This is a genomic window from Streptomyces niger (assembly GCF_000718305.1).
GTDB classification, from domain to species: Bacteria; Actinomycetota; Actinomycetes; order Streptomycetales; family Streptomycetaceae; genus Streptomyces; species Streptomyces niger.
The window spans coordinates 18,157-38,913 of record NZ_JOFQ01000004.1 but is presented as its reverse complement, the minus strand read 5'-3'; the positions used below and the strand labels follow the sequence as shown (position 1 = coordinate 38,913).

General features: G+C 72.6%; 15 protein-coding genes and 1 riboswitch. Of the genes, 14 read left to right on the top strand and 1 reads right to left on the bottom strand.

Annotated elements, in window-relative coordinates:
• Positions 1 to 274 precede the first annotated feature (274 nt).
• The 14 genes from IF20_RS09040 to IF20_RS08975 all read left to right on the top strand — a co-directional run bounded on the left by IF20_RS09040 (position 275) and on the right by IF20_RS08975 (position 18,135).
• Positions 275 to 2,437, top strand: coding sequence for an N-6 DNA methylase (locus tag IF20_RS09040; RefSeq protein ID WP_052864878.1), 2,163 nt, complete (start codon positions 275 to 277; stop codon positions 2,435 to 2,437).
• Positions 2,438 to 2,614: 177 nt separating this feature from the next.
• Positions 2,615 to 3,277 (top strand): hypothetical protein, encoded by a 663-nt coding sequence (locus IF20_RS39045; RefSeq protein WP_052864583.1) that lies wholly within the window; start codon positions 2,615 to 2,617, stop codon positions 3,275 to 3,277.
• Complete coding sequence (locus tag IF20_RS09030) at positions 3,274 to 5,091, top strand: serine/threonine-protein kinase (RefSeq protein WP_052864582.1); 1,818 nt, start codon at positions 3,274 to 3,276, stop codon at positions 5,089 to 5,091. Before IF20_RS39045 ends, IF20_RS09030 begins: the two co-directional genes overlap by 4 nt.
• Before the next feature lie 230 nt (positions 5,092 to 5,321).
• Positions 5,322 to 5,951: a SurA N-terminal domain-containing protein gene (locus IF20_RS09025; protein WP_052864581.1), complete on the top strand. Its 630-nt coding sequence runs from the start codon at positions 5,322 to 5,324 to the stop codon at positions 5,949 to 5,951.
• 147 nt (positions 5,952 to 6,098) lie between these two features.
• A complete protein-coding gene (locus tag IF20_RS09020; protein ID WP_199896542.1) occupies positions 6,099 to 7,058 on the top strand; it encodes a nucleoside triphosphate pyrophosphohydrolase in 960 nt (319 codons plus the stop codon).
• A 40-nt stretch (positions 7,059 to 7,098) separates the two neighbouring features.
• On the top strand, positions 7,099 to 8,391 hold the full coding sequence (locus IF20_RS09015; protein WP_052864579.1) for a cytochrome P450 family protein: 1,293 nt from the start codon (positions 7,099 to 7,101) through the stop codon (positions 8,389 to 8,391).
• A gap of 201 nt (positions 8,392 to 8,592) precedes the next feature.
• Positions 8,593 to 9,645, top strand: coding sequence for a transglycosylase family protein (locus IF20_RS09010; RefSeq protein WP_052864578.1), 1,053 nt, complete (start codon positions 8,593 to 8,595; stop codon positions 9,643 to 9,645).
• 276 nt (positions 9,646 to 9,921) lie between these two features.
• A riboswitch (cyclic di-AMP (ydaO/yuaA leader) is annotated at positions 9,922 to 10,092 on the top strand.
• Positions 10,093 to 10,095: 3 nt separating this feature from the next.
• Positions 10,096 to 10,770: a transglycosylase family protein gene (locus IF20_RS09005; RefSeq protein WP_052864577.1), complete on the top strand. Its 675-nt coding sequence runs from the start codon at positions 10,096 to 10,098 to the stop codon at positions 10,768 to 10,770.
• A 420-nt stretch (positions 10,771 to 11,190) separates the two neighbouring features.
• Complete coding sequence (gene eno / locus IF20_RS09000) at positions 11,191 to 12,477, top strand: phosphopyruvate hydratase (RefSeq protein ID WP_052864576.1); 1,287 nt, start codon at positions 11,191 to 11,193, stop codon at positions 12,475 to 12,477.
• A gap of 153 nt (positions 12,478 to 12,630) precedes the next feature.
• The gene (locus tag IF20_RS08995) at positions 12,631 to 13,101 is read left to right on the top strand and encodes an FtsB family cell division protein (RefSeq protein WP_052864575.1); all 471 of its coding nucleotides are present in this window, start codon (positions 12,631 to 12,633) and stop codon (positions 13,099 to 13,101) included.
• Between the two features lie 109 nt (positions 13,102 to 13,210).
• A complete protein-coding gene (locus tag IF20_RS08990; RefSeq protein ID WP_052864574.1) occupies positions 13,211 to 13,777 on the top strand; it encodes a DUF501 domain-containing protein in 567 nt (188 codons plus the stop codon).
• The gene (locus IF20_RS08985) at positions 13,774 to 14,715 is read left to right on the top strand and encodes a Ppx/GppA phosphatase family protein (RefSeq protein ID WP_052864573.1); all 942 of its coding nucleotides are present in this window, start codon (positions 13,774 to 13,776) and stop codon (positions 14,713 to 14,715) included. The genes IF20_RS08990 and IF20_RS08985 overlap by 4 nt, the downstream gene beginning before the upstream one ends.
• Positions 14,716 to 15,136: 421 nt before the next feature.
• The gene (locus IF20_RS08980) at positions 15,137 to 16,534 is read left to right on the top strand and encodes an NAD(P)/FAD-dependent oxidoreductase (protein ID WP_052864572.1); all 1,398 of its coding nucleotides are present in this window, start codon (positions 15,137 to 15,139) and stop codon (positions 16,532 to 16,534) included.
• Between the two features lie 278 nt (positions 16,535 to 16,812).
• On the top strand, positions 16,813 to 18,135 hold the full coding sequence (locus IF20_RS08975; RefSeq protein ID WP_052864571.1) for an SAM-dependent methyltransferase: 1,323 nt from the start codon (positions 16,813 to 16,815) through the stop codon (positions 18,133 to 18,135).
• A 71-nt stretch (positions 18,136 to 18,206) separates the two neighbouring features.
• Here IF20_RS08975 and IF20_RS08970 read toward each other — a convergent pair whose 3' ends face one another.
• On the bottom strand, positions 18,207 to 20,744 hold the full coding sequence (locus IF20_RS08970; RefSeq protein ID WP_052864570.1) for an ABC transporter permease: 2,538 nt from the start codon (positions 20,742 to 20,744) through the stop codon (positions 18,207 to 18,209).
• Positions 20,745 to 20,757 lie beyond the last annotated feature (13 nt).

Sequence of the window (20,757 nt, the reverse complement as noted above, 5' to 3'; positions counted from 1 at the left end):
CTGAGAAAGCTGAGAAAGCCGAGAAAGCCGAGAAAGGTGGAGCAGGTACCGCGATGGCTCAATAACACCAGAGCCTGTGAACCGAGTCAACACGATTCACGGGAAAGTGTGTATTCACGCCGTGAAGGGGTTGGCGGCGATGTCGTGGGTATGCTCGCTGACACAGGCGTCACAGCGCGCGACGAGCGACGGGACGGGAGCCAGTCAGGTGCCGGACAACGCAACACCGGAGACCCCGGCGGAGACCCCGCTGGAAGCCGCGGTCGCGGCGGAGGTGACCGCTGCGGGCATCGCGCGCCTGGCCGGCGTGGGACGGGCCGCGGTCAGCAACTGGCGCCGCCGGCACGCCGACTTCCCCAAACCGGTCGGCGGGACCGAGGCCAGTCCCGCCTTCGCGCTGACCGCCGTTGAGCAGTGGCTGCGCGACCAGGGCAAGCTCGCCGAAGTGCCGCTGCGCGAGCGGGTATGGCAGCAGGTCACGGGCCATCCCGCCGGCGCCGCCGTCGCCCTGCGGCACGTCGGCGCAGTCCTCCTCCTCGTCCGGGACCGCCCCGCCGTCTGGCGCGGCCTGGCCCGGGCCGATGACGACGCCGAGCTGACCGATCTCCTGCTGCCCGCGCTGGACGCCGTCCTGACCGCCCGGCTCGGCCCCGCCCACCCCGTCACCGGCCTCACCCGCGAGGCCCTCGCCCCCTCCAGCGCCCTGGTGCGCGCGGCGGCGGAGCTGGCCGAGGACGCCGAAGGCGCGCCGTACGCCTACGAGTTCCTGCTCGGCCGCCACCTGGACGCCAACTCCCGGCAGTACACGCTCACCCCGCCCGGCCTCGCCGCCCTCATGGCCGAACTGGCCGGCCCCGCCACCGCCGTCCTCGACCCGGCAGCCGGCACCGGCACGCTGCTCCACCCCTTGCGCGAGCAGACCCCCGGGGATGGCCCGGACGACGGAGCGCACCTGAGGGAGGGGCACGCCCCGCCCGGGACAGGGGGATCGGACCGCGGGGGAGTCGGGGCGCCGCGCGGGCCGGCGGCGCCTGTCGAGCCTGCCGAGCTGTACGGACAGGAGGCCGACGCCGACCTCGCCGCGCTCACCGCCCTCCGCCTGGCGCTGCGCGCGCCGGAGGCACAGGTCCGGGTGCGGGCCGCCGACACCCTGCGCGCCGACGCCTTCCCCGATCTGACGGTCGACGCCGTCCTCGCCCACCCGCCCTTCAACGAACGCAATTGGGGCCACGACTCCCTCGCCTACGACCCCCGCTGGGAGTACGGCTTCCCCGCCCGTACGGAATCGGAGCTGGCCTGGGTCCAGCACGCGCTGGCCCGCCTCCGGGTCGGCGGCACGGCCGTGCTGCTCATGCCGCCCGCCGCCGCCTCCCGCCGCTCCGGCCGCCGCATCCGCGCCGACCTGCTGCGCCGCGGCGCGCTGCGCGCCGTCATCGCACTGCCCGCCGGCGCGGCGCCGCCGTACGGCATCCCGCTGCACCTCTGGGTGCTGCACCGGCCGGGCAGCGCCCCGCCGCCCGCCCCGCACCTCCTCGTCGTCGACACCGCCGAGCTGGCCCCGGGCGGCCGCGACAAGCTCGACTGGCAGACGGTGCGCGGCACGGTCCTGGACGCCTGGCGAGCCTTCGACCACGAGGGCGGGATCGAGGAACGGCCGGGCGTACGCCGGTCGCTGGCCGCCATCGACCTGCTCGACGACGACGTCGATCTGGCCCCCGCCCGCCACCTCCCGCCGCCCGCCGCGGCCGGCGGCCCCGCCGAACTGGCCCGCGCGCACAAGGAACTGACCGCCGCCCTGGCCCGTACGACCGACCTCGCCCCGGCGCCCGCACCCGCCGGCCGGGCGGCGCCCGCCCGCTGGCCGCTGACCACCATCGGCGAGCTGGCCCGGGCCGGAGCGCTGCTGCTGCGGGCCGGCGGCCCCGGTACCGCAGCGCCCGGCGAAGGCCCCGTCCAACTCACCGAGCACGACGTCATCGGCGGCACCCAGCCCTCCGGCACCCTCCCCGAACCGGCCACCGGAGACGCCCCCGAGGAGCCCGTCCTCCTCCGGGCCGGCGACGTCGTCGTGCCCGTCCTCGGCGGCGGGGCCATCGCCCGGGTCGTCGACGCCGCCACCGAAGGCGCCGCGCTCGGCCGGAACCTCTACCTGCTGCGGCCCGACCCCGCCGCGCTGGACCCGTGGTTCCTGGCCGGGTTCCTGCGCGGTACCGCCAACAACCGCCAGGCCAGCAGCTACGCCTCCACCGCCACCCGGCTCGACGTCCGCCGCCTCCAACTGCCCCGGCTGCCCCCGGCCGAGCAGCGCGAGTACGGCGAACGCTTCCGGGCCCTCGCCGCGTTCGAGGAAGCGCTGCGGGAGTCGGCCCGCCTGGGGGAGCGACTGACGCAGGGCCTGTACGACGGCCTCACGGACGGCTCCATACCGCCGGGGTGAGGCCCGCAGTGGGTTTCGGGGCGGGGCGCCCCGGGCACTCGGCGTCTCCGTCCGGCGGCCGGGCGGCGGTTGTGACCGGACCGCGATGCGGCTCCGTACAACCCCGGCGGGCCTGTCGGTGTCGGTATATACGCTCGAAAAAAACCGCCACGACGGCCATACCGACCAGGAGCAGCAATGCACGGCCCAGCCCAGGCTCCGCCACTGCCGCGCCCGCTCAAGCCGGGGACGGTCGTGCTGCTGCGGGTGGTCTTCGTGGGCGTCGCCGTGCTCAGCCTCGGCCTGCTCGCGTGGGTCACGCTGCTGCGGGCCGCGCTCGTGCAGCGGCGGCCGGGCGCCTGGTGGCTCTTCGGCGTGGACGCGGCGGTGACCGTCCCCCTGCTGGCGGTGGTCGGCTCGGTGCCCGAGAGCGACTGGCGTGGAGACGCCGCGATGGCGGTGATCCTCCTCCAGATGGCCGGCGCTGTGGCGTACTACCTCGTCGTCGACATCCGCGCCCGGGCCCGCTCCCTCGCGGCGTACCACCCCGACCACGCCCGGACCACGCAGCCGTACGGGGCACCCGCGTACGGCGCCCCCGGCTACGGCATCCCCGCGTACGGAGCACCGGGAGTACCGCACATGCCGGGACCCCCGGCCACCCCGGCCACCCCGGCCACCCCGGCCACCCCGGCGCCGTACGCCGCCCCGCCGGCCGCGTACGCCGCGCCCGTCCGGCCGCACCGCATCGAGCAGGTGCGGGCCGAGCTGGACGAGCTCAGCGACTACCTCCGCCGGAGCCACGGCTCGCCGGGTGACGGCCGCGGGAGCCAGGGACCGCGCGAGGAGGGGAGGCCGTGAACGGCAGAGTCATCGCCGGGCGGTACGAACTCTCCGCGCTGCTCGGCCAGGGGGGCATGGGCCAGGTGTGGATCGCGTACGACCGCCGCCTGGACCGCCGCGTCGGCGTCAAACTGCTCCGCCCCGACCGGCTGGCCGGCGCTCCGGACGCCGACGAGCTGCGCCACCGCTTCGCGCGCGAGTGCCGGGTGACCGCACAGGTCGACCACCCCGGCCTGGTCACCGTGCACGACGCGGGCAGCGACGGCGACGACCTCTACCTGGTCATGCAGTACGTCGAGGGGGCCGACCTGGCGGATCACCTCGCCGAGCACGACCCGTACCCCTGGACCTGGGCGGTGTGCGTGGCCGCCCAGCTCTGCGCGGTGCTGGCGTCCGTGCACGCGGTACCGATCGTGCACCGCGACCTCAAGCCCCGGAACGTCATGGTCAAGGCGGACGGCACGGTCACCGTCCTGGACCTCGGCATCGCCTCAGCCCTGGACACCGACACCACCCGCCTCACCCACACCGGCTCGCCCATCGGCAGCCCCGCCTACATGGCGCCCGAGCAGGCCATGGGCGGCACGGTCGGCCCCTACACCGACCTGTACGCACTCGGGGTGCTGCTGCACGAACTGCTCAGCGGCTCCGTACCGTTCGCCGGCTCCACCGCGCTGGGCGTGCTGCACCGCCATCTGTACGAGCAGCCGGTGCCGGTGCGGCAGCTGCGGGCCGACGTACCGGCGGAGCTGGAGGCGCTGGTGCTGCGGCTGCTGGCCAAGGATCCCGAGCACCGCCCGGCCGACGCGCAGGAGGTGTACCAGGCGTTGGCCCCCCTCCTGCCCCGCGCGGGAGCGGGGCGTGAAGAACGTGAAGAACGTGAAGAAGGGGACACGGGCGCGGGCACCGAAGGGGCCGGCGGACTGCCGCTGCCCGTCGCGCCCATGGACCCGACCCGGCCCTTCCTGCTGCCGCACGCGCCGTGGCCGGGCCGGGCCGGACAGCCGGCGGGCGCGTCCCGGCCGGCGGTCCCGGCCGTATCGGCACCGGTCACCGCGGCGGACGGCGCCGCGGCCGAGGCGTACTTCCTCGCCCCGCCCGCCTTCGCCGTACCGCGGCCGCCGGCACAGCCCACCTCCCCGCCCCGCGTGCCGCTGTCCGTGCCCGTTCCCGCCCCGGTCGCCGCCGGCCCGGCCCCGGCGGCCAGGAGCACCGACCCGCGTACCTCCGGACCGGCGCACGCGCCGACACCCGTATCCGCTCCGGCAGCCGCCCCCGTGGACGTCGCCGCCGCCGTCGAAGAGGTCAAGCGGCTGCTGGACCACGGGCGGATCACCCAGGCCGTGGACATCCTCGGCGGCGTCCTGCCGGCGGCGGCCGCGCAGCACGGCGAGCACTCACCGGTCGTCCGAACGCTGCGCAAGCAGTACGCCGCCACGCTCATGGACGACGGGCAGTACCGCCGAGCGCTGCCCGAACTGCGGTTGCTGGCAGCGGAGTTCGCGCGCGACTCCGGCCCGCACGCGGCCCGGCAGGCGCTGCAGTTCCGCTTCGAGGCGGCCCAGTGCCTGGAGCAACTGGGCGAGGCCGCCGCGGCCCTGGAGGAGTACCGCACGCTGCTGCCGCACTTCGAAGCGGCGCCCGAGGACCCCGTACGCCCGCTGGAGATACGTCGTTCCATCGGCCACCTGCTGCTCGCGCTCGGCGAGCGCGGCGCGGCACAGGAGACGCTCGCCCGGCTGCTGTACGACGCCGAGCGGGTGCACGGCGCGCACCACGCGTTCCCGGCGGAGGTGCGCCGCACCCTGGAGTGGCTGGCCCGCGTCCGCTGAACCGGCCGGTGGCGGTCCCTGACGCTGCCCACGTACGCGGCGCGTGCCGGCCCGCCCGTGGACGGGGCGCCGGCCGGCATTGGGTACGAAACACAAAAGTGCCGCAATCGTTGGTCGAATTGCTGGTCCGCGCCGCGCGGACTCCATACCATCGATCAACGCCAGGACTGAGACGCCCGCGAGGTGCTGAAGGCCCCCCGCTGCGTTCATGATCTTCGCCGGGAGGCCGAATGCTCCGCCGTAGGACTGCGCTCTCCGTTTCCGTCGCCGCGCTCGTGGCGGCCCCGCTCCTGTCCGCCTGCGGCAGCGACGCGCACCCCGGTGCCGCGGCCGTCGTGGGCGGCGAGCGGATCACCGTGGCGCAGCTGCAGGCGCGGGTGAAGAACGTCCGTACCGCCCAGGAGGGCGCACCACAGGGCGCGCAGATGATCCAGAACACCGGTCGGCTCAGCGTGACCATGCTCAACAGCATGATCTTCGACAAGGTGCTGGCGCGCGGCGCGAAGGACGCCGGCGTCGAGGCCAGCCGGTCCGACGTGCAGAAGTGGCGATCCACCGCCGAGCAGCGGGCCGGTGGCGCCGAGCAGCTGAAGGCGATGTCGCTCCAGCAGGCCATCGCGCCGGGTGAGATCGACGGCATGGCCCGCAACCAGATCCTGATGGACGGCCTCGCGAAGAAGCTCGGCGCGAACCGCCAGACGCCGCAGGGGCAGCAGAAGCTGGCCCAGTCGCTGGCCAAGACCTCCCGCCAGCTCGGCATCGACGTGAACCCGCGCTTCGGCACGTGGAACGACCGCCAGGTCACGCTCGGCGAGGCGAAGACCCCGTGGGTGCGTACGGAGCAGAAGCAGCAGGCCTGAGACCTGGCCCGAGAACCGGCCCCTCGACCTGGTCCGAGATCTGGTCCCCCACCTGGTCCGAGTTCTGGTCCCCGAGCCGGCCCGGGGCACGGGCGGCAGGCCCGGCCTGCCGCCCGGCCACCCGCCCCCGTGCGTTACGTTCGACGGGTGAACGCTTCCGCCACCGGCCGCCTGGTCCTGCTCACCACCAGCCACCGGGTCGCACCCGGCCTGCTGTCCTGGCCCGCGTGGCAGACGCTGCGCAGCGCCGACCGCGTGCTGTGCGCCGACCCCGACCACCCGCAGCTGCCCTACCTCGCCGAGGCGGGCATCACGGCCGAGACCGCGGAGCCCACCGCCCGCGAGCTGGTCGACTACTGCGTGACCGGGAGCCGGACGGCCGTCGTGCTGACCTCGGCCGCCGGGGAGAGCACGCTGACCGACGGGCTGGCCCGCCTCGCCGGATCGGGCCGCGAGGCGATGCCCGACCTGGAGCTGCTGCCCGGTTCGTACGACCTGCCCGGCGCCCGGCTGCTGGACCTCGTACAGGTCATGGACCGGATCCGCGTCGCGTGCCCGTGGAGCGGCGTCCGTACCCACGAGGACCTGGCGAAGTACGGCCTGGAGGAGATGTACGAGCTGGTCGAGGCGATCGAGGAGGGCGACCGGGAGGCGCTGGCCGAGGAACTCGGCGACGTCCTGCTCCAGGTCGTCTTCCACTCCCGGATCGCGCAGGACGACCCCGACGAGCCGTTCTCCGTCGACGACGTCGCGGGCATCATCGTCGACAAGCTGATCCACCGGCACCCGCACGTCTTCGGCGACGCGGAGGCCGAGACGCCGGAGGACGTCCGGGCCCACTGGCTGCGGACCAAGGCCGCCGAGAAGCAGCGGGAGTCGGTGACGGAGGGCGTGCCGCTGGGGCAGCCGGCCCTGGCGCTGGCCGCGAAACTGATCTCCCGGGCCCGTACCGCGGGCCTCGACGTGCCGATCGCGGGCGAGGGCATCGGCTACGAGCTGCTGGCACTCGCCGCCCGGGCCCAGGAGGAGGGCACCGACCCGGAGACCGCGCTGCGGGCCGCGGCTCGGACCTACCGGGACGCGATCTTGGGGGCGGAGCAGCGATAGGGTCGACCGGCCCCTGCGGACGACCGGTTACGGTCGACGGGTGCACGACACCACCGCCGCCGGCCCCGGCTCCGCCTGTCCCGAGCTCTTCACCTGGGAGTTCGCCGCCGATCCGTACCCCGCGTACGCCTGGCTCCGGGAGCACGCGCCGGTACGCCGGACCACGCTGCCCAGCGGCGTCGAGGCGTGGCTGGTCACCCGCTACGCGGACGCGCGCGAGGCGCTGGCCGACCCCCGGCTCTCCAAGAACCCGCAGCACCACAGCGAGGCCGCGCACGGCAAGGGCAAGGTCGGCATCCCCGGCGAACGCAGCGCCAACCTGATGACCCACCTGCTCAACATCGACCCGCCGGACCACACCCGGCTGCGCCGCCTCGTCTCCAAGGCGTTCACCCCGCGCACGGTGGCCCGGTTCGCGCCCCGCGTGCAGGAGCTGACCGACCAGCTGATCGACGGCTTCGCGGCGCGCGGCGAGGCCGACCTCATCCATGAGTTCGCCTTCCCGCTCCCCATCTACGCGATCTGCGATCTGCTGGGCGTGCCCCGCGAGGACCAGGACGACTTCCGGGACTGGGCCGGGATGATGATCCGGCACGGCGGGGGGCCGCGCGGCGGGGTCGCCCGGTCCGTGAAGAAGATGCGGGCATATCTGGCCGACTTGATCCACCGCAAGCGGGAGTCGCTGGCGGCCGAGGAGACCGAGGACGAGGATCTGATCTCGGCCCTCATCCGGGCCTCGGACCACGGCGAGCACCTCACCGAGAACGAGGCGGCGGCGATGGCGTTCATCCTGCTCTTCGCCGGGTTCGAGACGACGGTCAACCTGATCGGGAACGGTACGTACGCGCTGCTGCGCAACCCGGAACAGCGGGCGCGGCTGCAGGCCGCGCTGGCCGCGGGCGACGAGGAACTGCTCGCGACCGGCATCGAGGAACTGCTGCGCTACGACGGTCCGGTGGAGCTCGCGACCTGGCGGTTCGCCACGCAGGGACTGACCATCGGCGGCCAGGAGATCGCCGTGGGCGATCCCGTCCTGGTGGTGCTGGCGGCCGCCGACCGGGACCCGGAGCGCTTCGAGGCGCCGGACACGCTGGACCTCGGACGCCGCGACAACCAGCACCTCGGGTACGGGCACGGCATCCACTACTGCCTCGGCGCGCCGCTGGCCCGCCTCGAAGGCCGTACGGCGCTGGCGACCCTGCTGACCCGGCTGCCGGACATCCGGCTGGCAGCGGATCCGGACGATCTGCGGTGGCGCGGCGGCCTCATCATGCGCGGGCTGCGGGCGCTGCCGGTGGAATTCACGCCGGAGGGCGCGGCGGACGGCGCGTAGCGCGGAGGCGCTGCGACCGGGGCATCAGACCGGGCATTCCCGTACGTACCGGTGTACGTCAAGGGCGCCGGAAGCGAGCCAACCTGACGTGGCGTCAGAGGCGTGATCTGCGCGTGATCTCCGCTACACCGGCTTGAGACCGGGCCGGGCCCCCGCTACCTTGCGTGCGACAACTCAAGCCGCCGCTCGAAAGGCACTCGCATGCGCTCCGGCAACGGTAGACACCGCCGCCCCCGCCAGGCCCCCGCCCTCCTGGTGGCGGCCTCCGTCACGGGCGCAGGAATGGCCCTGCCGCTGCTGACGGCGGGCGGCGCGCAGGCCGCCGACACCGCCACCTGGGACCGCGTCGCCATGTGCGAGAGCGGCGGTGCGTGGAGCGCCAACGCCGGCAACGGCTACTACGGCGGGCTGCAGTTGACCCTCCAGATGTGGCGGGACTACGGCGGCGAGTCCTACGCCGAGCGCCCGGACCTCGCCAGCCGCGCCCAGCAGATCGCGGTCGCCGAGTCGATCCTGAACGACCGTGGCCCGGATGCCTGGCCCAGCTGCGCGGTCAACGCAGGCCTCGACGTGGACGGCCTGATACCCGATGTGGACCCGGGCGGCTCGGAGACGCCCGCCCCCTCGGAGTCGGGCGACGACGCCTCGGGCGGCCCGTCCGCCGGTACGGGCGAGGGCGGCGACGGCGCCGACGCGGGACAGCCGTCCGGCGACGCCACGTCGAAGCCGTCCGGCGACTCCTCCGCCCCGCAGGCGGACGAGCCCGACACCGAGCCCTCCGGTGACCCCACCGCCAAGCCGTCCGACGACCCGACCTCCCGACCCTCCGACGGCGGTACGGACGGTACGGACACGGGTGCGGGCGCGGACAAGGGCGCCGGTAACGCCGACGCGGGCTCCGACGGGGACACCGCCGGGCCGCGCGCGGGCGACTCCGCCGACCGGCCCTCCGGCGACGCCTCGGCCCCCGGCACCGGTCGCCATCGCGGTACGGCGGACGACGGCAAGGGCGAGGCCGGCGAAGGGAAGGACGGCCGTCCGGCGGGGCGGCACGCCTCGCGCGGTGACGCGCACCGCGGTACCCCGTCCGGTGGCGGCGTGTACACGGTGCGGCCGGGCGACAGTCTGTCCGCGATCGCCGAGGAGCGTGGGCTGGCGGCGGGCTGGACCGGCCTGTACGACGCCAACGAGGGTGTCATCGGGGCCGATCCGGACCTCATCCACCCTGGTCAGCGGCTCGAACTGGGGCAGTGACAGGAGGGGCCCACGGCGTAAGTGCGCGCGGGTTGTACCCAATTGGGGAAAGTGAGACATGGGTCTCGTCGGGAGCGATTCCGTCCGCCGTGTCCGTTGTTTCCATACCGTGTTCGACCTGCGCAAACGGGTACTTTCGATGATCGAAAACGGTCAACTGTCCTACGAAAGGGTGGTTTGAACCGCCGAGGGGTGTGTGTTTACGTTCTTCACCGCTCGCATCAAGCGAGCCCGCCGATCATTCGCCGAATCCTGCCGGTGATCGGTCGGACAACCGTCGCGCAAGCGCCGTAGGCAGGAGCGGGGGACCCAAGGTAAGTGCCGTCACCGCAGCGGAAACGCAGCGGGCGGCTTGGGGTGAAGCCGGATGTGCGGACAGCGCATCCGGCCGGGCCACTCACAGCCCGAACCCGACAGCTCACCTCGCAGGCGTCGGTGAGGAAGAACAACATGCTCAAGGGCAAGCACCGCCGCCCCTCGAAGGCCGTCCGCGTCGTCACGCTCGCCGGTGTCGCCGGCGCCGCCGTGGCCGTCCCGCTGATGACCGCCGGTTCCGCCAACGCCGCCTCGGTCGCCACCTGGGACAAGGTCGCCCAGTGCGAGTCCGGCGGCAACTGGTCGATCAACACCGGCAACGGCTACTACGGTGGCCTGCAGTTCAACAACCAGTCCTGGGCCGCCGCCGGCGGTACCAAGTACGCGCCGCGTGCCGACCTGGCCACCAAGGACCAGCAGATCGCCACCGCCGAGAAGCTGCTCGCCATGCAGGGCCCGGGCGCCTGGAGCTGCGCCGGTGCCGGCGGCCTGTCCTCCGGTGGCCCGGCCGCGCAGGTGGACACCGGCTCCGGCCAGGCCCAGCAGCAGGCCCCGAAGCAGGAGGCCCCCAAGCAGCAGGCGGCGCCGCAGCAGGCGCCGAAGCAGCAGGCCGCGCCGAAGCCGCAGCCGGTCCAGCCCCAGGCTGCCCCGAAGCAGGGCCACGGCAACTACACCGTGAAGTCCGGCGACACCCTGGGCAAGATCGCCAAGGCGCACGGCACGAACTGGAAGACCGTCTACGAGAACAACAAGTCGACCGTCGGCGACAACGCCGACCTGATCTTCCCGGGCCAGAAGCTCGAGGTTTGATCGGACCCGACCGGACCCCACCGGATCCGACCGGACCCCACCGGATCCGCTCGGACCCGACTGGTTCGGACCGGCCCTGACGGGCCCTCGGCCGGGACCGCCGCCCGATCCGTACCCGATCGGCGCGCGGCCCGGCCCGTGTGACCGCCCCGCCGCGACGCGAAGCCCCCGAGCGCGTCACGGCGGGGCTTCACGTTTGCGCGGCGGGGCCGGCGTGCAGGCATCCGGGCGGGTCGCCGCTCAGATGCGTAGTGACTGTTTTGCCTGAAGTGTCCGCCGTGAAAACCGATTCTTACCTCCCGGTTTGCGGGCCTTTGGGTCCTTTTTCGTCTCACGGAAGGGGCTAGGGGCAGGCGGACGGCCCCCGGGCCGTTAGGCTCGTGTTGCAGAACTCCAGATGACACCCATGAAGGAGACAACGTGCCGTCGATCGACGTCGTCGTAGCTCGCGAGATCCTCGACTCGCGAGGCAACCCCACGGTCGAGGTCGAGGTCGGCCTCGACGACGGGAGCACCGGCCGCGCTGCCGTGCCGTCCGGCGCCTCCACCGGCGCCTTCGAGGCCATCGAGCTGCGTGACGGCGACCCGAACCGTTACCTCGGCAAGGGCGTCGAGAAGGCCGTCCTCGCCGTGATCGAGCAGATCGGCCCCGAGCTGGTCGGCTACGACGCCACCGAGCAGCGCCTCATCGACCAGGCGATGTTCGACCTGGACGCCACCGACAACAAGGGCTCCCTGGGCGCCAACGCGATCCTGGGCGTCTCCCTGGCCGTGGCGCACGCCGCCTCCGAGGCCAGCGACCTGCCGCTGTTCCGCTACCTCGGCGGCCCGAACGCGCACGTGCTGCCCGTTCCGATGATGAACATCCTCAACGGTGGGTCGCACGCCGACTCCAACGTGGACATCCAGGAGTTCATGATCGCCCCGATCGGCGCGGAGTCCTTCTCCGAGGCGCTGCGCTGGGGTGCCGAGGTCTACCACACCCTCAAGAAGGTCCTGAAGGCCAAGGGCCTGGCCACCGGCCTGGGCGACGAGGGCGGCTTCGCCCCGAACCTGGGCTCCAACCGTGAGGCCCTCGACCTCATCCTGGAGGCCGTCAAGGAGGCCGGTTACGCCCCCGGCCAGGACATCGCGCTGGCGCTCGACGTCGCCGCCTCCGAGTTCTACAAGGACGGCGCGTACGAGTTCGAGGGCAAGTCCCGCTCGGCCGCCGAGATGACCGAGTACTACGAGGAGCTCGTCGCCTCCTACCCGCTGGTCTCCATCGAGGACCCGCTGTTCGAGGACGACTGGGCCGGCTGGAAGGTCATCACCGACAAGCTCGGCTCCAAGGTCCAGCTGGTCGGCGACGACCTGTTCGTGACCAACCCCGAGCGCCTGGCCCGCGGCATCGAGGAGGGCTCCGCCAACGCCCTCCTGGTCAAGGTCAACCAGATCGGTTCGCTGACCGAGACCCTGGACGCCGTCGAGCTGGCCCAGCGCAACGGCTTCAAGTGCATGATGTCGCACCGTTCCGGCGAGACCGAGGACGTCACCATCGCCGACCTGGCCGTCGCCACCAACTGCGGCCAGATCAAGACCGGCGCCCCGGCCCGTTCCGAGCGCGTCGCCAAGTACAACCAGCTGCTGCGCATCGAGGAGATCCTCGACGACGCGGCGGTCTACGCGGGCCGCAGCGCCTTCCCGCGCTTCCGCACCGCGGAGTAACGAGCACAGTCGCTCCGCCGGCCAGTAGGCGCAGCAAAAGCTGCGCGCTCGACGGCCCAGCGGCCGGAAAGCCCCGGCTTCCGTACGTCCCCGGCAGCGGTCCCGTACCGTTGCCGGGGACGTATGTACGAGGCGAGGCAGGGGAGGCGGCAGGTGTCGGCGGAACGGTTCTCGACCGCGACCCGGCTCAAGGCGCTCGGCGAGCAGGCCGCGGCCCGGGTCTACCGCGCGCGCTCCCCGCGCCGCAGCCGGCTCACCGGCCGTGCCGCGCTGCTCGCGCTCGTCCTGTGCTCGCTGGTCGTGGCCCTCGCGTATCCGATAAGGGCCTACGTGTCCCAGCGCTCGGACATCGAGGAGCAGCGCCGCCAGGCCGGGGCGACCCAGGACGCGGTGGACCGGCTGCGCCAGGAGAAGGCCCGCTGGCAGGACCCCGCGTACGTACGCCAGCAGGCCCGCCGCCACCTGCACTACGTGCTGCCCGGTGAGACCGGCTACACCGTCGTGGACGGCACCGGCGCGAGCCGGCCGCGCGCCGGTGCGGGCACCGTGCAGCGCCCGTGGTACGAAGCGGTCTGGTCCGGCCTGGACTCCGCCGACGCGCGCGGGCGCGTCGCCGGGGGATGATGGGGCGGCCGACAGCACACCTCCGACGACACGTACGTCCCGGACGAGCCACGACACGTACGTCCCGACGACAGACGACACGTACGTCCTGACGACAAGAGAAACCTGCATGGACACGCCGCCTCCCCAGACCGAGCCCACCGAGCCCACCGACGCGGACGTCGCGGCGTTCCGTGAGCAGCTGGGCCGCCCGCCCCGCGGCCTGCGCGCCATCGCGCACCGCTGCCCCTGCGGCAACCCGGACGTCGTCGAGACGGCCCCGCGCCTGGAGGACGGCACGCCGTTCCCCACGCTGTACTACCTGACGTGCCCGCGGGCGGCCTCCGCGATCGGCACGTTGGAGGCGAACGGCGTGATGAAGGAGATGACCGAGCGGCTGGCGAGCGACCCGGAGCTGGCCGCCGCCTACCGCGCGGCGCACGAGGACTACATCCGGCGCCGCGACGCCATCGAGGAGCTGAAGGGCTTTCCGAGCGCGGGTGGCATGCCGGACCGGGTGAAGTGCCTGCACGTCCTGGTCGGTCACTCGCTGGCGGCCGGCCCCGGCGTGAACCCGCTGGGCGATGAGGCCATCGCCATGCTGCCGGAGTGGTGGAAGAAGGGCCCCTGCGTGAGCCCGTGCGGGAACGAGGCAGAGAACGAGCCGGAGAACGAGGAAGAGGGAGCCTCCGAGTGAAGCGCGTCGCCGCCATCGACTGCGGCACCAACTCCATCCGCCTGCTGGTCGCGGACCTGGATCCGGAGACCGGCGAGCTGAAGGACCTGGACCGCCGGATGAAGATCGTCCGGCTCGGGCAGGGCGTGGACCGTACGGGCCGGCTGGCGCCGGAGGCGCTGGAGCGGACCTTCGCGGCCTGCCGGGAGTACGCCGCCGTGATCGAGGAGCTGGGCGCGGAGCGGCTGCGCTTCGTGGCGACCTCGGCCTCGCGCGACGCGGAGAACCGGGATGACTTCGTGCGCGGTGTGGTGGACATCCTGGGCGTGGAGCCCGAGGTGATCACCGGCGACCAGGAGGCGGAGTTCTCCTTCACGGGCGCGACGAAGGAGCTGACAGGGCGCGCCGACCTTGCGAAGCCGTACCTGGTCGTGGACATCGGCGGCGGGTCGACGGAGTTCGTGCTCGGCTCGGACTCCGTGCAGGCGGCGCGCTCGGTGGACGTGGGCTGCGTCCGGATGACCGAGCGGCATCTCGTGCGCGACGGTGAGGTCATCGACCCGCCGGGGGCCGAGCAGATCGCCGCCGTCAAGGCCGACATCGCGGCGGCGCTGGACCGGGCCGCGGCGGCCGTGCCGCTGGACGAGGCGCACACCCTGGTGGGCCTGGCCGGCTCGGTGACCACGATGGCCGGGATCGCGCTGGGGCTGCCGGAGTACGACTCGGCCGCCATCCACCACTCCCGCATCCCGCTGGCGAAGGTCCGCGAGATCACCGAGCGGCTGCTGGCCTCCACGCACGAGGAGCGCGCGGCGATCCCGGTGATGCACGCGGGCCGGGTGGACGTGATCGCCGCGGGCGCCCTCGTACTGCTGGCGATCATGGAACGTACGGGCGCTCAGGAGGTCGTCGTCTCCGAGCACGACATCCTGGACGGCATCGCCTGGAGCATCGCCTGAGGGGGCCGTTGAGGGCTTCTGAGGGGTGTTGAAAGGGGCCTCGGAGCGCGTGAGTGACGCGTTCCGGGGCCCCTTCGCGGCACGCCGCGGAAAATGTTCGTGAAACTCTTCACATGAAAAAAGCGCCCGATGGGGCAACAAGTCGCCCCTCACTCGCCCCTCCGGGGCTCACCTGTGAGCGAGCACCGAGGAATGTGCGGTTTCGGCGGGCTTGAGGGAGCGCTTATGTGACGCGTGGTCCAGCCTCACGAAGGGCCGCAAGCCCTGATGAGGAGGGGTGACCAACGCTCGGCGTGACCTTGTGGTTCCCCCGCGGAGCTATGGCGTCGATCACGAAGGCGCGGAGTGTAGCAGACCCCTGTACGGTGCTTGTGAAGACCCTCACGAGCTACCCCCCAAGTGGGGGTGGATACTCGATGACATGAGCACCACGGAGCGTCCCAGGATCCTCGTAGTAGGCGGTGGGTACGTAGGCCTGTACGCGGCACGCCGCATCCTCAAGAAGATGCGGTACGGCGAGGCGACCGTCACGGTCGTCGACCCGCGCTCGTACATGACGTACCAGCCCTTCCTCCCCGAGACTGCCGCCGGCAGCATCTCGCCGCGCAACGTCGTCGTCCCGCTGCGACGCGCTGTGCCGGGTGCCGAGATTCTCACCGGCCGCGTCACCACCATCGACCAGGACCGCAAGGTCGCCACGGTCGCCCCGCTCGTGGGCGAGGCGTACGAGCTGCCCTTCGACTACCTGGTCATCGCCATGGGCGCGGTCTCCCGCACCTTCCCGACCCCCGGCCTGGCCGAGCAGGGCATCGGTATGAAGGGTGTCGAGGAAGGCATCGGCCTGCGCAACCACGTGCTCGAGCAGCTCGACAAGGCCGAGTCGACGACCGATGAGGAGATCCGCCGCAAGGCGCTCACCTTCGTCTTCGTCGGCGGTGGCTTCGCGGGCGCCGAGACCATCGGCGAGGTCGAGGACCTGGCGCGCGACGCGGCCAAGTTCTACAAGAACGTGAAGCGCGAGGACATGCGCTTCGTGCTCGTCGACGCCGCCGACAAGGTGCTGCCGGAGGTTGGTCCCGAGCTCGGCCAGTACGGCAAGGAGCACCTGGAGTCCCGCGGTATCGAGGTCTACCTGAAGACCACCATGCCGTCCTGCGTCGACGGCCACGTGGTGCTCAGCAACGGCCTTGAGGTCGACGCCAGCACCATCGTGTGGACGGCCGGCGTCAAGCCGAACCCGGCGCTCGCGCGCTTCGGTCTGCCGCTCGGCCCGCGGGGTCACGTCGACACGGCCGCCACCCTCCAGGTGCAGGGCTCCGACTACATCTGGGCCGCGGGCGACAACGCCCAGGTCCCGGACCTGGTCGGCCGCGCCAACGGCAACGAGAACGCCTGGTGCCCGCCGAACGCCCAGCACGCGATGCGCCAGGCCAAGGTGCTCGGCGACAACGTGGTCTCCGGTATGCGGGGCTTCCCGCAGAAGGAGTACAAGCACGCCAACAAGGGTGCGGTCGCCGGTCTCGGCCTGCACAAGGGCGTCGCGATGATCGTCATGGGCAAGATGAAGATCAAGCTCAAGGGCCGTCTCGCCTGGTACATGCACCGCGGCTACCACGGTCTGGCGATGCCGACCTGGAACCGCAAGGTCCGGGTGATCGCCGAGTGGACGCTCAACATGTTCCAGAAGCGCGACATCACCTCGCTCGGCGCCATGGAGAACCCCCGCGAGGAGTTCTACGAGGCCGCCAAGCCCGCTCCGAAGCCGGCTGCCGCCGCCGAGGAGAAGAAGGACGACAAGACGGCCGCCAAGGCCTCTTGAGCAGCGGCTTCCCGGCGCCTGCCGGGAAGCCCCCGCACATCCGCCGAAGGGCGCCTGCCATCCGTGGGGCAGGCGCCCTTCGGCGTGTCCGTATGAGGGGGCCGCACGCCGGTGCGCGTGGCGGTCGCGCGCGCCGCCCCTTCGGCGTATTCACATTGGCGCCGGCGCCGGGCTTTGCTGTTCCCTTACGAACGAACGGGACTACCCGGGCCCCGCCAGGCGTTTACGTGGTGGGTGAAACTATCTCGCCCCGACTCGTCAATACGGAGGTGTGCGACATGGCCGACGCCGCTGGACGGCTCACCAAGCTCGCCGAGGAGGTACTGGGAGCCCCGCTCCCCGTGCGCATCCGGGCCTGGGACCGCAGCGAGTCCGGTCCCCCCGGGGCCCCGGCCCTCGTCTTCCGCAGCCGACGCGCCCTGCGCCACCTGCTCTTCAAGCCCGGCGAGTTGGGCCTGGCCCGCGCGTGGGTGGCCGGCGACCTCGACGTCGACGGCGATCTCTACGCCGCCCTGGACGGCCTCGCGGAGATGATCTGGGAACGCGGCCCCGAGGACGACGGCAAGCCGCAGCGCGCCGCCGTCCTGCGCGCCCTCGCCCGCCCCGAGATCCGCAGCGCGGTCCGCGAACTCCTCTCGCTCGCCGGCGCCCCGATCCCGCCCCGGCCGCCCGCCGAAGAGGCCCCCAAGAGCCACGGCCCGCTGCACACCCTGCGCCGCGACAAGCAGGCCATCAGCCACCACTACGACGTCGGCAACGACTTCTACGAGCTGGTGCTCGGCCCGTCCATGGTCTACTCCTGCGCCTACTGGGGGACCGATGAGGACGGGGCGGCGACGCTGGAGGAGGCGCAGCGCGACAAGCTCGACCTCATCTGCCGCAAGCTGAACCTCAAGGAGGGCGAGCGGCTGCTGGACGTGGGCTGCGGCTGGGGCTCGATGGTGCTGCACGCCGCCCAGCACTACGGCGTGAGCGCGGTCGGCGTCACCCTCTCCGAGGAGCAGGCCGCGTACGCCCGCAAGCGCGTCGCCGAGGCCGGCCTCACCGACCGCATCGAGATCCGGGTGCAGGACTACCGCCTGGTCAAGGACGGCCCGTACGACGCGATCTCCTCCATCGGCATGGCCGAGCACGTCGGCCGGGCCCGGTACGCCGAGTACGCCGCCGACCTGTACGGCCTGCTCAAGCCGGGCGGCCGGCTGCTCAACCACCAGATCGCCCGCCGCCCGCTCGCCGACGAGGACAGCTACCACGTCGACGAGTTCATCGACCGGTACGTCTTCCCCGACGGCGAGCTCGCCCCGATCGGCCGGACCGTCGCCCAGCTGGAGGACGCCGGCTTCGAGGTGCGCGACGTGGAGGCCATCCGTGAGCACTACGCGCTGACGCTGCGCCAGTGGGTGGCCAACCTGGAGCGCCACTGGGACCGCGCCGTGCGCCTGACCACGCCGGGCCGGGCGCGGGTCTGGCGGCTCTACATGGCCGCCTCGGCGCTGTCCTTCGAGCGCAACCGCATCGGCGTCAACCAGGTCCTCGCGGTCCGCACGCCCGAGGGCGGGGCCTCCGGCATGCCGCTGCGGGCACGGGAGTGGCGCGGCTGAGCGCCCCGCCGTGACACGACGGGAGCCCCGGTCCTACAGGACCGGGGCTCCCGCGTGCGCAGCCGTGCGGGCTACTCCGCCTTGATCGCGCCGAGCATGTTCAGCCGGGCCGCGCGGCGGGCCGGCCAGAGCGCCGCCAGCACGCCGACCACCGCGGCGAGCGCCAGGAAGATCCCGATGCGGCCCCAGGGCAGCACCATCTCGTACGTCGCCAGGCTGTCCGCGATGAGCCGGCCGCCGGCCCAGCCGAAGAAGACGCCGAGGCCGATGCCGAGCACCCCGCCGAAGAGGGAGATCACCAGGGACTCCAGGCGGACCATGCGCTTGATGCCGCGCCGGTCCAGGCCGATCGCGCGCAACATGCCGATCTCCTGCGAGCGTTCGAACACCGACATCGCGAGGGTGTTGACCACGCCGAGGACCGCGACAATCACCGCCATGGCCAGCAGCCCGTAGAGGACGTTCAGCATCAGGGTGACCATCTGCGCGATGCCCTCGGAGACGTCCTTCTTGTCCTGCACCGCGATGGCCGGGTTGTTCCCGAGCGCCTTGGCCAGCGCGTCCTGGGTGGCCTCCGACGGGCCGCCCGCGGTCTTGACCATGACCTGCATGTCGGACGCGTCCTTCTGGTGCGGGGCCAGGGTCGCGGTGTCCAGCAGGATGCCCTTGATCAGCTCGTTGCCCTCGTAGACCCCGCCGACGGTGAGCCGGCCGCGCTTGCCGTCCTCGTACGTGGTGGTGAGGGTGGAGCCGACGTGCCAGCCGTGCTGCTTCGCGGTGTCGCCGTCCACGACGACCTTGTCCGAGGAGAGCCCGTCGAGGGAGCCCGCCGTGAAGTCCAGCTGCGTCAGCTTGCCGAGGTCCTTGCCGTTGACGCCGGTGAGGTACTCGATGTCGCCGTCGACGCGGGCCGGGGCGTTGCGCATCGGGCTGGACGCGGTGACCTTCGGGTTGTCCGCCAGCTCGGTGGCCACGTCCGGGGAGAGCGGGCCCTTGTTGACCATGCTGACGACGTAGTCCGCCTTCAGCGAGTCGGTGGCCATCTTGTCGACGGCCTTCTGCGCGCTGCCCGCGATGACGGTCAGGCCGGTGATCAGGGTGAGGCCGATCATCAGCGCGGAGGCCGTGGCGGCGGTGCGGCGCGGATTGCGTACCGCGTTCTGCCGGGCCAGCTTGCCGGAGATCCCGAAGATGCGGAGGACCGGGGCCGCCGCCGCGATCAGCGGCCGGGACAGCAGCGGGGTCAGGATGAAGATGCCGATCAGCAGCAGTGCAGCGCCGCCGCCCATCGGGGCCTTGCCGCCGTCGCCCATGCCGGTGGCCAGCAGGACCAGGGCCGCGCCGGCCGCGGAGACGATCGCGCCGAGGGTGTTCCGCAGGACCAGGGACTTGGTGGAGGCGGTGGCGTGCACGCTGTTCATCGCGGCCACCGGCGGGATCTTCGCGGCCCGGCGGCCGGGCAGCCACGCGGCGAGCATGGTCACCACGATGCCGACGACGAGCGAGGTCAGGATCGTGCCGGGGGAGACGACCAGCGGCCCGTCGGGCAGGGACTGGCCGGTGGAGCCCATCAGGGAGCGCATCCCGGCGCCGATGCCGACACCGGCCGCGAGTCCGGCGACCGCGGCGACCGTGCCCACGAGGAACGCCTCGATGAGGACCGAGCGGGTCACCTGGCGGCGGCTGGCGCCGACCGCGCGCAGCAGCGCCAGTTCCTTGGTGCGCTGGGCGACCAGCATGGTGAAGGTGTTGGCGATGATGAAGATGCCGACGAAGAGCGCGATGCCGGCGAAGACCAGCAGGCTGGTGCGCATGGAGCTCATGCTCTCGGCGATCGACTTCGCCTGGTCGTCGGCGAGCTTCCGGCCGGTGGTCGTCTCGGCCCGGTCCTTCGGCAGGATCGCGTCGATACGGTCCTTCAGCTGCGCCTGCGAGGTGCCGGCCGCGGCCTTCACCTGGATCTGGTCGAACTCGCCGGGCGCGGAGTACAGCTTCTGCGCGGTGGCGGTGTCGAAGAGGGTGAGGCTGCCGCCGGCCGCGGCGTTGCCGTCGTCGGTGGTGAAGATGCCGGTGAGCTTCTCCTTGCGGACCGGGCCGTCGACGGAGAGCCGTACGGTGTCGCCGACATGGAAGCCGGCGCGGTCGGCGGTCTTCGCGTCCAGCGCGATCTCGCCCGGGTTCGTCGGGGCCTGGCCGTCCCGCATCGGGTAGCGGTGGTCCTGGCCGTCCTTGCCCGGGAAGTAGTTGTGGCCCTGGCTGCTGAAGCCGTCGCCGAGGAGCTTGCCGTCCTTGCCGGCGACGGCGGCGAAGCCGGAGACGTCACCGGTGACGCGGGCGGCGCCCGGGACGGCGGCCGTCCTGTCCAGCAGGCCCTGGCTCAGCCGGGCGGGCCGGCCGGGGTCGGCGGAGGGACTGTCGGACCAGACGGGCGTGACGGCGACGTCGACGTCGTCGAAGCCCTTCTGGGAGGAGCGCTGGAAGGCGTCGGAGACGGTCGAGGTGAAGACCAGGGTGCCGGAGACGAAGGCGACGCCGAGCAGCACGGCGAGCACGGTCATCAGCAACCGGGCCTTGTGCGCGAGGACGTTGCGCAAGGCGGTACGGAACATGAGTGGGTCAGTC

Coding starts and splice junctions, on each gene's coding strand:
- IF20_RS08990 (WP_052864574.1), top strand. CDS start 13,211: ATGGACACGCCGCCTCCCCAGACCGAGCCCACCGAGCCCACCGACGCG.
- IF20_RS08970 (WP_052864570.1), bottom strand. CDS start 20,744: ATGTTCCGTACCGCCTTGCGCAACGTCCTCGCGCACAAGGCCCGGTTG.
- IF20_RS09010 (WP_052864578.1), top strand. CDS start 8,593: ATGCGCTCCGGCAACGGTAGACACCGCCGCCCCCGCCAGGCCCCCGCC.
- IF20_RS08980 (WP_052864572.1), top strand. CDS start 15,137: ATGAGCACCACGGAGCGTCCCAGGATCCTCGTAGTAGGCGGTGGGTAC.
- IF20_RS39045 (WP_052864583.1), top strand. CDS start 2,615: ATGCACGGCCCAGCCCAGGCTCCGCCACTGCCGCGCCCGCTCAAGCCG.
- IF20_RS09005 (WP_052864577.1), top strand. CDS start 10,096: ATGCTCAAGGGCAAGCACCGCCGCCCCTCGAAGGCCGTCCGCGTCGTC.
- IF20_RS09025 (WP_052864581.1), top strand. CDS start 5,322: ATGCTCCGCCGTAGGACTGCGCTCTCCGTTTCCGTCGCCGCGCTCGTG.
- IF20_RS08975 (WP_052864571.1), top strand. CDS start 16,813: ATGGCCGACGCCGCTGGACGGCTCACCAAGCTCGCCGAGGAGGTACTG.